At 51.2% G+C, this 15,176-nt stretch carries 15 protein-coding genes and 1 pseudogene; 6 read left to right on the top strand and 10 right to left on the bottom strand.

Features of this window, described 5'->3' with window-relative positions; all coding sequences use genetic code 11:
- Positions 1-94 precede the first annotated feature (94 nt).
- The 3 genes from SYN_RS16830 to SYN_RS11705 form a co-directional block, all read right to left on the bottom strand.
- Complete coding sequence (locus SYN_RS16830; protein ID WP_011418368.1) at positions 95-322, bottom strand: fructose 1,6-bisphosphatase; 228 nt, start codon at positions 320-322, stop codon at positions 95-97.
- Entirely contained in the window at positions 323-1,333 is a 1,011-nt protein-coding gene (gene amrS, locus SYN_RS11700; protein ID WP_041585692.1) for an AmmeMemoRadiSam system radical SAM enzyme, read from the bottom strand. It lies immediately after the preceding gene.
- A 138-nt stretch (positions 1,334-1,471) separates the two neighbouring features.
- Positions 1,472-1,921 carry a CBS domain-containing protein gene (locus SYN_RS11705; protein ID WP_041585062.1) on the bottom strand — a complete coding sequence of 150 codons (450 nt, stop codon included), beginning with the start codon at positions 1,919-1,921 and terminating at the stop codon, positions 1,472-1,474.
- A 400-nt stretch (positions 1,922-2,321) separates the two neighbouring features.
- On the opposite strand from SYN_RS11705, the gene SYN_RS11710 reads away from it, so the two are divergent.
- The 6 genes from SYN_RS11710 to sugE all read left to right on the top strand — a co-directional run bounded on the left by SYN_RS11710 (position 2,322) and on the right by sugE (position 9,167).
- Positions 2,322-3,608 (top strand): Glu/Leu/Phe/Val family dehydrogenase, encoded by a 1,287-nt coding sequence (locus SYN_RS11710; protein WP_011418371.1) that lies wholly within the window; start codon positions 2,322-2,324, stop codon positions 3,606-3,608.
- 35 nt (positions 3,609-3,643) lie between these two features.
- Positions 3,644-6,853 carry a PEP/pyruvate-binding domain-containing protein gene (locus SYN_RS11715; RefSeq protein WP_041585063.1) on the top strand — a complete coding sequence of 1,070 codons (3,210 nt, stop codon included), beginning with the start codon at positions 3,644-3,646 and terminating at the stop codon, positions 6,851-6,853.
- Positions 6,854-6,917: 64 nt separating this feature from the next.
- The gene (locus SYN_RS11720) at positions 6,918-7,772 is read left to right on the top strand and encodes a metallophosphoesterase family protein (protein ID WP_049749988.1); all 855 of its coding nucleotides are present in this window, start codon (positions 6,918-6,920) and stop codon (positions 7,770-7,772) included.
- 252 nt (positions 7,773-8,024) lie between these two features.
- Positions 8,025-8,354 (top strand): hypothetical protein, encoded by a 330-nt coding sequence (locus SYN_RS11730; protein WP_011418374.1) that lies wholly within the window; start codon positions 8,025-8,027, stop codon positions 8,352-8,354.
- A gap of 105 nt (positions 8,355-8,459) precedes the next feature.
- A complete protein-coding gene (locus SYN_RS11735) occupies positions 8,460-8,741 on the top strand; it encodes a bacteriophage holin (protein WP_148202572.1) in 282 nt (93 codons plus the stop codon).
- 105 nt (positions 8,742-8,846) lie between these two features.
- Entirely contained in the window at positions 8,847-9,167 is a 321-nt protein-coding gene (sugE, locus tag SYN_RS11740; protein WP_041585694.1) for a quaternary ammonium compound efflux SMR transporter SugE, read from the top strand.
- A gap of 283 nt (positions 9,168-9,450) precedes the next feature.
- Here sugE and SYN_RS11745 read toward each other — a convergent pair whose 3' ends face one another.
- The 7 genes and pseudogenes from SYN_RS11745 to SYN_RS11775 all read right to left on the bottom strand — a co-directional run bounded on the left by SYN_RS11745 (position 9,451) and on the right by SYN_RS11775 (position 15,176).
- Positions 9,451-9,702 (bottom strand): hypothetical protein, encoded by a 252-nt coding sequence (locus tag SYN_RS11745; protein ID WP_041585065.1) that lies wholly within the window; start codon positions 9,700-9,702, stop codon positions 9,451-9,453.
- A 340-nt stretch (positions 9,703-10,042) separates the two neighbouring features.
- Positions 10,043-10,804 carry a formate dehydrogenase accessory sulfurtransferase FdhD gene (gene fdhD, locus SYN_RS11750; protein ID WP_011418378.1) on the bottom strand — a complete coding sequence of 254 codons (762 nt, stop codon included), beginning with the start codon at positions 10,802-10,804 and terminating at the stop codon, positions 10,043-10,045.
- A 38-nt stretch (positions 10,805-10,842) separates the two neighbouring features.
- Positions 10,843-10,962 (bottom strand): annotated as a pseudogene (locus tag SYN_RS15885) (iron-sulfur cluster assembly scaffold protein); the annotation flags it as partial.
- 62 nt (positions 10,963-11,024) lie between these two features.
- Complete coding sequence (gene nifS, locus SYN_RS11760; RefSeq protein WP_011418380.1) at positions 11,025-12,197, bottom strand: cysteine desulfurase NifS; 1,173 nt, start codon at positions 12,195-12,197, stop codon at positions 11,025-11,027.
- Positions 12,198-12,259: 62 nt separating this feature from the next.
- Complete coding sequence (locus SYN_RS11765) at positions 12,260-12,673, bottom strand: MOSC domain-containing protein (protein WP_237671347.1); 414 nt, start codon at positions 12,671-12,673, stop codon at positions 12,260-12,262.
- Between the two features lie 140 nt (positions 12,674-12,813).
- A complete protein-coding gene (gene cysK / locus SYN_RS11770) occupies positions 12,814-13,773 on the bottom strand; it encodes a cysteine synthase A (protein WP_041585696.1) in 960 nt (319 codons plus the stop codon).
- Positions 13,774-13,880: 107 nt separating this feature from the next.
- Positions 13,881-15,176 carry an O-acetylhomoserine aminocarboxypropyltransferase/cysteine synthase family protein gene (locus tag SYN_RS11775; protein WP_041585066.1) on the bottom strand — a complete coding sequence of 432 codons (1,296 nt, stop codon included), beginning with the start codon at positions 15,174-15,176 and terminating at the stop codon, positions 13,881-13,883.

The following is a 15,176-nucleotide window of genomic DNA, read 5'->3' on the forward strand; positions in this document are numbered from 1 at the left end:
TTGCCGGCTGTAATGATCGCGTCAGCCTCCATGTAATCCAAAGCACGGAAGGACATCAGGGGGGATATTGGCAAGCAGTGAAACAGGAATTTGTTTAATTTATCCGGGCGGCAGGACGAAAAAAAGAGACCCGAGTCGACGGGGTCTCTTTTTTTACCCGTGTCTGTTCCCTCTCGACGCAGAAGAAGTCCCGCCGGGCGCTCAGTTTACCGTCACACACTTGAAACCCGGCGGCAATGACGCGGGGCGAGCCGTCAAATCTTGAAAGATTGGCCGCATGAAATACTCCGGGCATGAGCGTCCCATGATGAAAGCCGCACATTCATGGCATTCCGACGCCCGCGATGTGTGATCCGCAGTTAGCGCATCTGGAGTTTTTCATCTTTATGGCGCCCAGGGAAAAGCCGAATCTCTCGATAAGCAATTCTCCACAGGCAGGACAATACGAATTTTCCCCGCCTTCGCCCGGAATATTGCCCTCATAAACGTACTTCAACCCGGCCTTCAATCCGATCTCCCTTGCCCTTCTCAATGTGCTGACGGGCGTGCGCGGCTGATCCAGCAGCTTGTATGTGGGATAAAACTGGGTCACATGCCACGGAATATCAGCATCGACGGATTTGATGAAGCCGGCTGCCCAATTCAGAAATTCCTCCGAGTCATTATGATTGGGAATGATGAGGGTCGTTATTTCCACCCAGACTCCCAGTTCCTTCATGAGTTTGATGGTGTCCAGCACGGGTTGCTGTCTCGCCCCACAGATCTTCCGATAAAAAGTGTCATCCCCTTTCAGATCGATGTTGTTGGCATCGAGATAAGGGGCGATGATCCGGGTGGCCTCAGGCGTTGTATAACCGTTACTCACGAAAACATTCTTGATTCCCTTTTCTTTCGCCAGCCTCGCGCAATCGTAGGCAAACTCGAAAAATATTGTGGGTTCGGTATAGGTATAAGAAATGCTGCGACAGCGCGCATGTTCCGCCGCCTTTACGATCTCTTCGGGGGTTGTTTCTTCTCCGGGAATGTCCGGATACTCTTTGGGATGCTGAGAAATGTTGTAATTCTGACAATGCATGCACCGGAAGTTGCAACCGACCGTCGCGACAGAGTATGACCTTGACCCCGGATGAAAGTTGAACAGGGGTTTTTTCTCGATGGGATCGATCTGCTCCGTGATGATTTTGCCGTAGACAAGGCTGTACAGCGTGCCGTCCCGATTTTCCCTGACCGCGCATATCCCTCGTTTGCCGGGAGCAATCTGACAGCGGTGACTGCAGAGACAGCACTGGACCTTGCCATCGCCCATTTTTTCATAAAGCATCGCTTCTTTCATGACCGTTGGATTTTTTTCCATCCCTTCACCTCCATTCGGCTCGATTCCGGAAAGTTCATGCCTCAAGCCCCGGGTTTTCTCCCGGAGACTCCTTGGAAAGACCGGCACCTCCCTGACGCCGGCGAAAGTGCGCGATCATCAGCCCCTGGTTTCTTTTTCCCTGTCCCACTCTTTCATGGAAAGCTTCGCCAGATCAGACAGCTCACCGGAAAGCAACTCGAGCAGATCATCAATTGAGAGTATCCCCACAAGGCCGCCCCCGTCATCAACGACGACGATCCGCCTGATGCCTCTTGCCCGCATGCATTGGATGGTATCCCAGACCCCGCGATTCTCCGACGCGGAAATCAGGTCCTCACTCATCACGTCCTGTACAGAAACACTGTCCAGCGGCACTTCCTTGGCGATGAGTTCCACGACGATATCGCGATCGGTCAGAATCCCCAGAGGGATAACCCGCCCTTCCCGGTCATCCACGACGACGACATCTCCAACATGATATTCCCGCATGAGTTTCGCCGCCTCCAGAATGCTGTCTTCCTTCCTGACTATGACCACTTCGCGGTTGCATATTTCTCCGATCGGCATGTTTACGCCTCCCTTCATAGATAATAACCTCGCGTAATCATTATACAGGCACCGTGTGGGGTGTCAACAGCAAACAAGGCGTCCGGAAAATAAGGTCAGATAGAGGGGGGGCAGGGTAAAAATTGGAATTCAATGAATTTAAAAATTTCCAATCAAGATTATATTCAAAAAAATAGCCACGATATGCCCATAAAATAGATGCAGCGACACACTTCATCATGTTTTGCGGACTAAATCTCCCTTGACTGGCAAGACCCTTATTCATATACTCCCACCGGAAAAAATCTCTTACCAATCAATTTGATACCAGATTTTGCGTGCAGAGCAGTGCTTCAAACATCAGGAAACGGTGCGTTGATATTTTCGTTATTTAAATCTGAAGACCAAGGAGAAGGAGGATATGGAAGACAAATCTTATAACCCGTTTGTACATGCCCAGGCGCAATTTGACAAGGTAGCTGCGATTATCGGTCTCGATGAGGCAACCCGCGATTTGCTGAGACAGCCCATGAGGGAACACCATGTACTCATTCCCGTGCGCATGGACGATGGGACTACAAAGATATTCAAGGGATTCCGTGTCATGCACAACGACGCGAGAGGACCGGCGAAAGGAGGCATTCGTTTTCACCCTCAGGAAACTGCAGATACCGTCCGCGCCCTTGCAATGTGGATGACCTGGAAGTGCGCGGTGGTTAATATCCCTCTCGGCGGAGGCAAGGGAGGCGTTATATGCGACCCCCATAACCTGACCGAAACCGAGCAGGAACGGTTGTGCAGGGGATGGATAAGGAATCTCGCGAAAGAAATGGGACCATGCATTGACGTGCCGGCCCCCGATGTCATGACGAACGCAAAGCATATGTTATGGATGCTCGATGAGTTTGAAGCCATTCACGGGGGTAAATATCCCGGGTTTATAACCGGAAAGCCGATAGAAATGGGTGGTTCGCTGGGAAGGACGGAAGCCACCGGATTTGGAACCATCTATGTATTGCGGGAAGCGCTGAAAGACCTCGGAATCAAACCGGAAAACACGAGCATCAGCATCCAGGGCTTCGGTAACGTATCGCAGTTCGCAGCCAGAAAGTTCAGTGAGCTCGGAGGAAAAATCGCCGCAGTTTCCTGCTGGGACAATGCGGATAAAACCTCTCACACCTATTTCAAAAAAGACGGTCTGGATGTGGATATGCTTGCGTCTATTACCAATACCTTCGGATGCATCAATAAGGAAAAGGCTGTTGCCGCAGGTTATGAAATTCTACCCGGTGATGCATGGGTTGAACAGGATGTCGACATTCTCATGCCTGCCGCACTGGAAAACCAGATTACGTCGGCGAACGTGAACCGGATAAGCGAAAAGGTCAAAGTCCTCCTTGAAGGCGCCAACGGGCCAACCGCTCCTGAGGCGGACGAAGTGATAAGGGCGCGCGGCATTTTTCTTCTCCCCGATTTTCTTGCAAATGCCGGCGGTGTCACATGCAGCTATTTCGAGCAAGTGCAGTCAAACATGAACTACTACTGGGAAAAAGATGAAGTACTGGAGAGGCTCGATGCAAAAATGACATCGGCTTACCGGGCTGTTCAGGATCTTGCGCGGAGCAAAGGCCTGTATATGCGGGACGCCGCCTATGTCATAGCTATCAACCGGGTGGCCCAGGCTGTCAAGATGAGGGGCTGGGTATAGTAAGGAAAAATACTCGACACGAAGGTGGTTAATTGATGAAGCACGGTGAAGATCCAGGAGAAAGCTCGCTGGAACATTTGAAAGAAAGAGCCAAAGAACTGGACTGCCTGTATCAGGTAGATGAGATATTGAATAACGGTCGTTTGCCGCTGTCCGAGGTGTTTGAGCGAATCATACTCGTTCTGCCCTCGGGCTTCAGGTTTCCCGAGCTGTGTCATGCCGAGATTACCTGTGAAAACCACAAATACCGGTCCCCTGGATTTGTAACCGGTCTTCAGATTGCGGAAGGCGCGGACATTATTTCCGAAGGAAGGGCGGTGGGAAGAATTGAAGTCGTCTATATCGGAGAAGTTCCGTTGACGGAAGATGGCTACTTTCTTGAAAAGGAACGGAAACTCATCAAGACCGTAGCCGACCGCATCGGATACACAATATTTTATCGCCACACGGAGCAGATGGTTCGCGAGTGGAGGGCGTCAACAAAGGAAGGCGCTGAAAAACGAGGCTCCGGCATCGAATGGATGGCAATAATTGAGCTTTTGCAGAAAACGGACCAGGATACGCTTCTCTATGTGTGCAGAAAGATGATCAATCATCTCTGCTCGCGCGGGATCAGCGAGGCGGGACAGGAATTGTGTTCGCTGAATTTTGGTTCAAAGGTGTTCTTCACCATGGGTGAAACAAATTCCCCAAGCCAGAAACTTCCACTGGGAGATCTTGCTAAAATAAGCGAACAGACTTTTTCCATTGCTTCCAGGAACATGAGCGATAGCGAGATCTCGACGAGACTTATGAAGTGGCTGCAGGAAACAAAGGCCTACTCGCTTATCAAGGCAGTTGACCGCATCGATGTCTCTTTGGGAGAAGTCGTAGAGGCAGTGAACCGCTACAGCAATACCGCCGGCGCAATCAATATGCTCGATTTTCCCACGGAGCGGTGGCTCAAGGTCTCGTTGATCCGCCGTTTTCTATCGGACAAGCTTGAGTTCATACGAGTTGCACAGCAGTATCTTGAGATCGGTGATTTTGACGATATTGCCCGACGGCTCATCTACCCCGTCGGAAGTCGTGGGACAATCGGCGGTAAAGGGACTGGCATGTTTCTGGCCGGGAAAATTCTGAAGCGGGAAAGTGAAGAGACGCCTTTATTCAATGCCATTAAGGTTCCAAAAACCTGGTATATCACTACAGATGAGATGAGGGAGTTCCTGCACTACAATAATCTCCTGGGGTTGAATGAACAGAGATACCGCGATCTTTACGAGATCAGGATCGATTATCCCAATGTCATACAAATGATGAAGAATTCGAATTTCCCAGCGAGCATCATCAAGAGCCTTGCCATGGCGCTGGACGATTTCGGGGACAGCCCTCTCATCGTAAGAAGTTCAAGTCTTCTTGAGGATCAAAGCGGTGCAGCCTTTTCAGGCAAGTACAAGAGCCTGTTTCTTGCTAATCAGGGGACAAAGAAGGATCGCCTGGAAGATCTGACAAATGCAATCATCGAGGTGTACGCATCAATCTACAGCCCCGATTCGGTTCAGTACAGGGCAGAAAGAGGTCTGCTCGATTATCCTGAGGAAATGGGCATCATGATCCAGGAGGTTGTCGGAAAGAGAATCGGACCATACTACTTTCCGCTCTATGGAGGCGTTGCCTTCAGCAACAATGAATTCCGCTGGTCACCGAGAATCAAACGCAGCGATGGGATCATCCGTCTCGTACCCGGCCTGGGCACACGCGCGGTAGATCGGCTGAGCGATGATTTCCCCGTCATGCTTGCTCCTGGACAACCCGGGCTGCGCGTCAACACTGTCCCGGAGGAAATCAAGAGGTATTCCCCCACAAAGCTCGACGTAATCAATCTCGAAAAGAACACCTTCGAAACGGTGGAGATCTCTTCGTTTCTTAAAAGTTACGGACACCTCATACCGGATGTCCATGAAATGGTTTCTGTCTATAAGGAAGACTATGTTGTAACACCTTCCACATTCGATATTGATTTTGAACACGACGATCTGATCGTGACGTTTGAAGGGCTCATAAAGAACACTTCCTTCGTAAAGAAACTGAACGGTATACTGAAGACGCTCGAGGATAAACTCAAAACACCGGTTGATGTCGAGTTTGCCTCTGATGGAAAAGATTTCTATCTTCTGCAGTGCCGGCCGCAAAGCTTTCGGGAAGACGGCACCCCGGCGGCCATTCCCAAGGATATCCCGGAAAAGGATGTGCTCTTTTCTGCTAAACGATACATATCAAACGGAAACCTGCAGGACATATCGCACATCGTATATGTGGATCCGGAGGGCTATGACGGCCTGCAGCAGCGGGACGATCTGATAGCTGTGGGCAGGGCTGTCAGTTTACTCAACACCATGCTGCCGAAGCGCAGCTTCATTCTTATGGGACCCGGACGATGGGGGAGTCGCGGAGACATAAAGTTGGGGGTGCAGGTGACCTATTCCGACATAAGCAATACCGCGGCCCTCATCGAAATCGCCCGCATGAAGTCGAATTCCCTTCCCGAGCTTTCCTTCGGCACCCATTTCTTCCAGGATCTTGTCGAGGCGAACATCCGTTATCTCCCCCTCTATCCTGACGATGAGGGGATCCTGTTCAACGAAAGTTTTCTGAGGAGGGCGAAAAGCGTTTTTGCTGAGATCCTGCCGGATTTCAGACGTCTGGATGATGTGATAAGGGTCATTGACGTAGCCGATGCGACGGATGGAAAAGTACTGAGAGTGTCAATGAACGCGGATCTGGAAGAAGCCATTGGTTACTTTGCGCCCCATTCGAGAAAGTTGTCGCACCCTCCCGGCGGGCTTATCCCGAACCGGAATATTCAACGGGATACAGAGGCCTGCTTCGATGACAGATTCTGGCGCTGGCGTTCATACATGGCTCAACGCATTGCCGACAGACTCGATCCCGCCCGTTTCGGCGTCAAGGGGATCTACCTGTTCGGAAGCACCAACAGCGGCATGTCGGGTCCCGGAAGCGACATAGATCTGCTCATTCACTTCGACGGTACTGAGGAGCAGCGCACAGATCTGCTGAATTGGCTCGAAGGATGGAGCATTTCCCTGGCGGAAATGAACTATCTCAAAACCGGTTATACTTCAAATGGGCTGCTTGATGTGCATATCGTCACTGATGCAGATATTTCAAAGAAAACCTCTTACGCAGTAAAAATTGGCGCCATCACTGACCCGGCTCAGCCTTTAAAGCTGATGAAAAAATGAAGAAAATGGGTTTGAGGATAAGAAGCTGCCGTCCAAAAGACGGCCGCCGGAGAGCGTGATACGGATGGCACGCGATCTGAGGATACTCCATACCGCCGATCTCCACGGCAACCTGCGCCACTATCAGAAACTCCTCTCTTTAGCGGAAACAGAGGAAGTCAACTGCATCGTCATCGGCGGCGATCTCCTTCCAAAAGGACACTCACTGAATGTCCTGATTGAAGTGCAGAAGAAATTCATCGTCGAACATCTCAGGCCGCTGTTTAAAAAGTTCAGAGAGGTCAACCGTGAAAAGTCGATCTATCTGATGATGGGAAATGACGACTTTGCGGTTAATATGGACCAGCTCGAAAAGATGGAAGCTGAAGGACTCATCAAGCTGCTCCATCTCCGGACGCATCCTCTGACAGACAGCCTTTCCATAGCGGGATACGGGTGTGTGCCGCCCACCCCTTTTCTGATAAAAGACTGGGAGAGGCTGGACTGCGGCCGTGCTGCGGTTCCGGCGCGCTCTTATCAGGCATGCAGCAGCACGCCTGACGGCATCGCCCCTATCGATGCCCGCGACTGGTTCCTCTCACACAACACGATCAGCGAGGATCTCGATATGCTGGCGAGGCTGTCCGATCCGGCAAGCACGGTCTATGTGACGCACTCGCCTCCCTTTTGCACCGCGCTCGATGTGCTCATTAACGGACGACATGCAGGAAGCCGTTCAGTACGGCGTTTTATTGAAGAGTACGCACCTCCTCTTACCCTGCACGGCCACATTCATGAATCTTATCATATGACAAAGGAGCTGGCGAACCGCATCGGCGGCACCCTCTGCATCAATGCCGGCCAGACCGAAGCCATTCTCCATGCCGTTATCATTGACCTCCCTGGATATCTGGTCCGACTGGCACGATCTTTTCCTTGATGCGAACACAGCAGGATTTGATCGCGCCTGACACAGAGACGCAACCCTGCGCCAGGCGCGATCAAAGGTTGCAGAACAGCAAAGCGGCGAGTCGATTCATCAAAAAAACAGCCGACGTGATACTTCTCTTCCGTAATGACAGGACACAGCGTCAATATCTTGCAGCCAAAATCCCCTTGACTCACAAAATCCTTCTCCATATAACACCATGAAGATTAATCCCGTCCGGTTCTCAATGGAAAGTTAAATAATATGCCTGTGTATTTACAAATATTCCTCTGGGTTGCCGCCTTTGTCGTCTTTGTCTTGCTGGCCATGTATGCAGGAGGATTTGCCGTGCGACAAGCGTGCTTCAAGCTCATCGCCGAAATGGATGAGGCTGGAGCCTTCAGCGCGGCCAAGGCGATCAATCTTCAGGACGAACGGAAAAATATCTTCCGTGTAGGCACGGGAAATATACGCCCCAAAGCGCTCAACATCCTGATCGCCGACAAAATCGTCATGAAAACAGGCAATGGCAGATATTATCTGGACAAAGACAAGCTTGCCCAATTGAAAACTCAGTTAAAAAATGATTTTTAAACTGAGCCTCTCCTATGGTGTGACTGAGCATTCCCACACGGGAAACTGCCCCGCTGCTCAACTTGATTGTTGTTCTGCACGAATCAGATCATGGAGTAGATGCCAATGAAGCTCAACATAAAGGCAATTGCACTGATCAGCGGCATATTATGGGGCATGGGACTGTTTTTCATTACCTGGTGCATGATCATATTCGATGGATGTGCAGCGGGACCGACTCTCATTGGAAGGATGTACCGTGGTTACACGATAACCCCTGTCGGCAGCGTCATAGGGTTGGCATGGGCGTTTTTCGATGGCCTGCTTGGCGGCGCGGCATTTGCCTGGCTCTACAATAAAATAACCGATTTCTTTGATCCCGGCCTTCGGAAGGGCCGCAACAGTTGATCTGATCTCTATCGGAGAACTTGTCGATTATGGCCATGGACAGCCTCATTCCACTGTTGACGATCAGATTTGTATCGGGCCCCGATTATTCTGAAAGGTATCTTCATGGACTGGATTATTATCGTACTCGCTGGATTATTTGAGACCGGATGGGCAATTGGCCTTAAATACACCGACGGCTTTACCCGCTTATGGCCAACCGTCGGCACCGTTTTTTCAATGGTAATCAGCCTTGCTCTGCTCGGCATTGCAATGAAATCAATCCCGGTCGGTACAGCCTATGCCGTCTGGGTAGGCATTGGTGCTGTCGGTACGGCAATGCTGGGCATTGTCTTACTTGGTGAACCGGTCAATTCCGGACGGATATTAAGCCTGGCACTTATCATTGCGGGCATTGTCGGCCTCAAGCTGACGACTCAATCCTGAAGAGGAAATGGGTTTTTCTCCACTTCCCCGATCACCCAGTATTGAGTTCTGCGCAGCAGACTCCTCATCATTCCTTACACTTTCCCGAGTAAAAAGCCGACGGGTAGATTTTCAGAGCAGTTGACTGAAACCCGGGTGCTGCAATTTCTGATCAGATGATTTTTCAATTCGCTGTCCTGTGCCAATTGATTCTGAATCTTATCGAGGTTATGCCTTTAGAGAAGGGCTGTTCCAAGACAGGGAGACATTATGAATCATCAAACGATAGCATGTGTAAGCTCCATTAATGACACCCCTCAGAGAATCCCGAAAAATCCGTGTTTAATTCTGCGAGAAGCGCAACGACCTGTTGTCGTTCGGATTCAAGAATATTAAGGGCTTTCCGACGGTCTTCAACAGTGATTGGTGTATTGGCTACTTCTTCCTGACTGGCGCCATCTGCTTCCATTTGTTTTTGTCGGGTTCTTCTCATAGCTTGGGCAATTTCCATGACGATTTCGGTAAAAATATATTCGTTAAGAAGTTCTGTTTTCATAAGAGTCCCTTTCAATAAATTATTATTGCCGTCATTATCACAGGTTTCCAACGGGAACAAGAAAACACTCAGATCATTTTAAACTGTCAGCATCAGAGTCGCTTTCTGCCCTTATAGAAAAAATCGATTATGTCATTTATTTTTGACTGGAGCCTGTCCGTAAATTCGCAAAATATCTCTTGTGATCGCACCTGTCTCGATGTTGTTATGGGAAAGAAAGGTCCAGCAGCGGAATCGGTCCTTGTCTTAACTCGCACGAAGCACTGTACAAAGCGGGTGGCCATGCAGATGAGAGCGGCCGGTTTTCCCGCATGAATTCAAGCGCGTTCAGTCAAAGCCTTTAAAGTATTCTCCGCTCCCCGCTGTAGATCTCGCCGCGGCCGCCCCTCAGTCTGCCTACCAGCGTTATGTTGGTCACTCTGGCCAGCTTGACAGCCTGATTCGTGGGCCCGCCGAGGGCGGCGATAACAGGGATTCTGGCCCTGAGCACCTTAGAGAATATCTCAGACGATACTCTGCCGGTCGTCAGCAGTATTTTATCTGCCATCCCTGTTCCTGCGGCCAGTGATGCCCCGATCACCTTGTCGATCGCATTGTGCCTTCCAATATCCTCCCTGGTTACATAGATCTCTTCAGATGATGCAAGCGCGGCCCCATGGACGCCACCCGTGTCGCAATATTCCGTCTGCCTTGAAAGAAATTGCTTCATCAGGCAGACCAGCTTTTCCGCCGTAATCTCCAATCCGTTCGAAAGAGCTGTCTTTCCGATCACATCAATGGGATTGTGAAAAATGACCCCCTTGCCACAACCGGATGTGTAGATGCGTTTAAATACGAAATCCTTGAGATTGCCTTCAAATTCCGCAACAACCCGAAAGCGTTCCATATCGATATAAAGGGATCTGATTCCCGATATCTCAGCAATCATGCCGGAAGTAAAAAGAAAGCCCCTTGCCAGGTCGTCAATATGGAAGGGACTTGCGAGAATCGTCGCAATCTCGCTTCCGTTGACTTCAATGGTAAGTGGAACCTCTTCGCTTACACCCTTCTCGATTCCCGTCAGTCCCTCGGGTGTTATTTTTACTATCTCAAATTTTTCCATTCCGGGTCCTCCCTGTATACCGGCATTTTTTAAGACAAGGTTTTGAACTTGGCATCGGTGATAATGTCTTTCTCCACTTTCAGTGAAAGCTCCATGATATCGCCGCATTTAGGATTTCCAGCGGTTCCTTTTGCATCGGCGTTTTCCACTTCACGCACATTTCACGGATTTCTGAAGTGATCCATAACCTTTTCATTGTAAACACTGCATGCAGCTTCCATTACTTTGCTCCCTGCTTCTTGTATAAGGGTGACATTGCCCGGAGTTTCGCGATGATTGGCGGCAGTACTTTGATGACCTGATCAATTTCTTCCTCGGTTGTCGTGCGTCCCAGTGAAAGCCGAAGGGAGCCGTGAGAAAGTTCGTGCGTCATACCGCAGGCTGTTAAAACATGGGACGGCTCAAGGCTGGTTGATGTGCAGGCGCTTCCGGTGGCGACTGCAATGCCTTCCATATCCAGGTTAAGCAGCGCGGCCTCTCCCTCGACACAGGCGAAGGACATGTTCACGTTATTGGGGAGTCTCAACTTCGGATGTCCGTTGAGTGTGCTTTCCGGAACGGCTTCGAGCAGAGCGGCGATCAGCTTGTCCCTCAATCGGGATTGCCGACCGGCCTCTTTCTCCATTTCGGAAGCCGCCAGTTCCACCGCCCTGCTGAATCCGGCTATCCCGGGAGTATCCTGAGTTGAAGCCCTGAGTCTTTTCTCCTGACCGCCGCCATGCAGCAATGGGGTCATCTGCACGCCCTTTCTGATATAAAGAAGTCCCACTCCTTTTGGGCCGTAAAGTTTATGGGCCGATGCACTCAGCAGATCGATGTTCATTTCCCGGACATCAATCGGTATATGGCCGAAGGTCTGGATTGCGTCGGTGTGGAAATAGACACCTCTCTCCCGGCAGATGGCGCCCAGCTCCTTTATGGGTTCAAGAGTTCCGATCTCATTGTTGCCGTGCATGACGCTGACCAGGATCGTCTCCCCCGTGATGGCCTTTTTCAGGTCATCGGGATCGACCTGCCCGTTATCGTCATTCCGCAGATACGTAACTTTCAATCCCTGCGTTTCAAGGAAGTGAAGGGGCTCGTGAATGGCGTGATGCTCAATCGCCGTAGTGACAATATGATCACCCTTTCCCCGAAGAGAATAAACGATGCCTTTTATTGCCGTATTATTGCTTTCCGTTCCTGAACCCGTGAAGAAAAGCTCATCAGACGAAGCATTTATGAAGCCTGCGATGTTCCGACGCGCGGACTCAATGACGCCTCTTGCCTCCAGTCCGAAGGAATGCAGACTGGAGGGATTGCCGTATGTTTCACGGAAGCAGGTCTGTATCGCCTCGATCACCTCAGGAGCTGCCTGGGTCGTTGCCGCGTTATCCAAATAGATCCTGTTCATCGCTGATTCCTCACATGTTATCTCAGGGGGATAGAGCTTTTTGCCCCAATCCCCTTTTTTCCTCAGGATTCAAGGGTAATTTCATCTCCGACACGAATGACTCCGTCCGAAAGGACTCTGACGAAAATTCCTTCCCGGGGCATGACGCAGTCACCGATGGTATGAAAGATCGCGCAGCGGTCATGACAAACCTTGCCGATCTGAGAAACTTCCGTGAGAACCTCCTTGCCGATCTTCAGTTTTGTCCCCAGGGGAAGAAGATGCAGAACAATTCCTTCCGTGGTGAGATTTTCCGCGAAGTCGCCGTAATGGATATCCAATCCCTTATTTCTTATTTTCTCGATACTTTCCGTCGCCAGCAGACTGACCTGACGGTTCTGCAAGATACCTCCATGGGCATCCCCTTCAATGCCGAAATCCGCGATGAGTCGACACTCTTCCGCGGGATCTTTTTTGGCGCCGACCTTTTTCCCGATATTTATCGATAAGATTTTTCCTGCTGACAATGTTCCCACTTCTTTTTTCTCCTTTTTCACCTGTTGGCGTTTTATTGTGTAAAACCCATGCTGATCTGTCCGCAAGTGTCGGAAGGCTTCAGCCGACTTCCGAATGGCGATCATTCGCCGATACCTTCGAAAAGGACGGTGGACAGGTACCGTTCCCCGGCATCCGGGAGGATTACAACGAAGATCTTCCCTGCAAATTCTTCCCGTGCGGCCAGACGCAGCGCGACTGCAGCGGCCGCACCACTGGAGATGCCCACAAGGATGCCCTCATCCCGAGCCAGCTTCCGAGCTGTCAGCACGGCTTCATCGCTTTCCACCTGTTCCACACGATCCACAAGGGAAAGATCCAGCGTATCCGGGATGAACCCGGCGCCGATTCCTTGAATTTTATGAGGTCCCGCCCGCAGTTCTTCCCCGGCCAGCTTCTGAGTCATGACCGGACTTTCCTTCGGCTCCACCGCCACAGACAAGATCGGTTTACCTTGAGCTTTTTTGATATACCGCGATACCCCGGAAATCGTTCCCCCTGTCCCGACGCCGGAGACAAGGACATCCACTTCTCCATCCGTTTCCGTCCAGATCTCGGGACCGGTGGTTTTCTCGTGGATGGCAGGATTAGCCGGGTTTTTGAACTGCTGGGGCAGGAAATAATGTTCCGGCGCGGAAGCCACCAAAGCCTCTGCCCGGTTAATTGCCCCCTTCATCCCTTCAGCGCCGGGGGTCAGGATCAGATTGGCGCCGAAGACTGCCAGAACCCGGCGGCGTTCGAGGCTCATGGTTTCGGGCATGGTCAGGGTCAGTTCATATCCCCGGGCTGCCGCCACATATGCAAGGGCGATCCCTGTATTACCGCTTGTCGGTTCGATGATTTCCATGCCGGGCTGAAGCACCCCCCGTTCCTCAGCATCCCAGATCATGGCTGCACCGATCCGGCATTTTACCGAATAAGAAGGATTTCTACCTTCCACCTTGGCAAGAACCGTCGCCTGCAACCCCCTGGTGAGATTATTAAGTTTCACCAGCGGTGTATTGCCGATGGACCGGGAGTTGTCTTCGTAGATTCGTTTCATGGAGCTGTCCTCCTGCATTATTATGGAAACCCTGCTGTGCCGTTTCCTGCAGCTTTTTCAGCCGGTTTCTGATTCGGAACGTTACACTTTCACTCCCTTTCATTTCTTCAGGATACCTTTTCGAAGGCCTGCTCAAGGTCGTTCAGGATATCATCGATATGCTCGATGCCGATGGACAGCCGGATGAAATCCGGCGTCACGCCCGTTGCCAGCTGCTCTTCCGGCGAAAGTTGCTGATGAGTCGTTGTCGCCGGGTGAATGGCCAGGGTCTTGGCATCGCCGACATTGGCCAGATGGGAAACCAGGGACAGGGAATCGATGAATTTTTTCCCGGATTCCAGTCCGCCTTTGATTCCGAAGCCGATTATGGCCCCGGCGCCTGCAGGCAGATATTTATCAGCCTTTGCCTTTTCCGGACTGCCCGGCAATCCGGGGTAATTGACCCAGCTAACCTTGGGATGCTTTTCCAGATAATGCGCAACGGCCAGGGCGTTTTCGGCATGGCGGATCATCCGCAAATGCAGTGTTTCCAGCCCCTGAAGGAAGAGAAAGGCATTGAATGGCGACAGGGCGGGCCCCATATCCCGTAGCAGGGTCACCCTCGCCTTGATGATATAGGCGATGTTTCCAATCGGCTTCAGGGCTTCCACAAAGTTAATCCCGTGGTAACTGGGGTCGGGATCGGCAATGAGGGGAAATTTGCCGTTAGTCCAGTCAAATTTTCCCGAGTCGACGATGAGGCCGCCAAGGGAGGTGCCATGCCCCCCGATAAACTTGGTTGCCGAGTAGACGATAATATCCACACCGAAATCGAGGGGCTTTAAGAGGTAAGGCGACACTGTGTTATCGAGGACGAAGGGGATGCCATGGACCCGGGTAATGGCCGAAATGCCTTCAAGATCGGCCACGTCGAGTTTGGGATTGCCCAGGGACTCAGCATAGAAGGCTTTGGTCTTCGGCGTGATGGCCTGTTCCAGGGCCTTCAGGTCGTTGGATTTCACAAAGCGCACCCTGATCCCCAGACGGGGGAAGGTGTAGTGAAAAAGATTGTAGGTGCCGCCATAAAGATTATCGGCGGACACGATTTCATCGCCGGCCTGGGCGATATTGAGCAGCGCCAGCGTGATAGCGGCCTGCCCGCTTGCCGTGGCCAGCGCCCCTGCCCCGCCGTCGAGGAGGGCGATCCGTCTCTCCAGGACGTCCGTAGTTGGATTCATCAACCGTGTATAGATGTTTCCAGATTCTTTCAGGGAAAACAGATTGGCTGCATGCTCCGTATCCCGGAACTGATACGATGTGGTCTGGTAGATGGGGACGGCTCGGGACCCCGTTGACGGGTCGGATTCCTGTCCGCCATGCAGAAGAATGGTTTCTCTTTTCCAACTTTTTTGATCCGTACTCAT

Origin of the sequence: Syntrophus aciditrophicus SB (genome assembly GCF_000013405.1) — a bacterium.
Taxonomy (GTDB): Bacteria; Desulfobacterota; Syntrophia; order Syntrophales; family Syntrophaceae; genus Syntrophus; species Syntrophus aciditrophicus.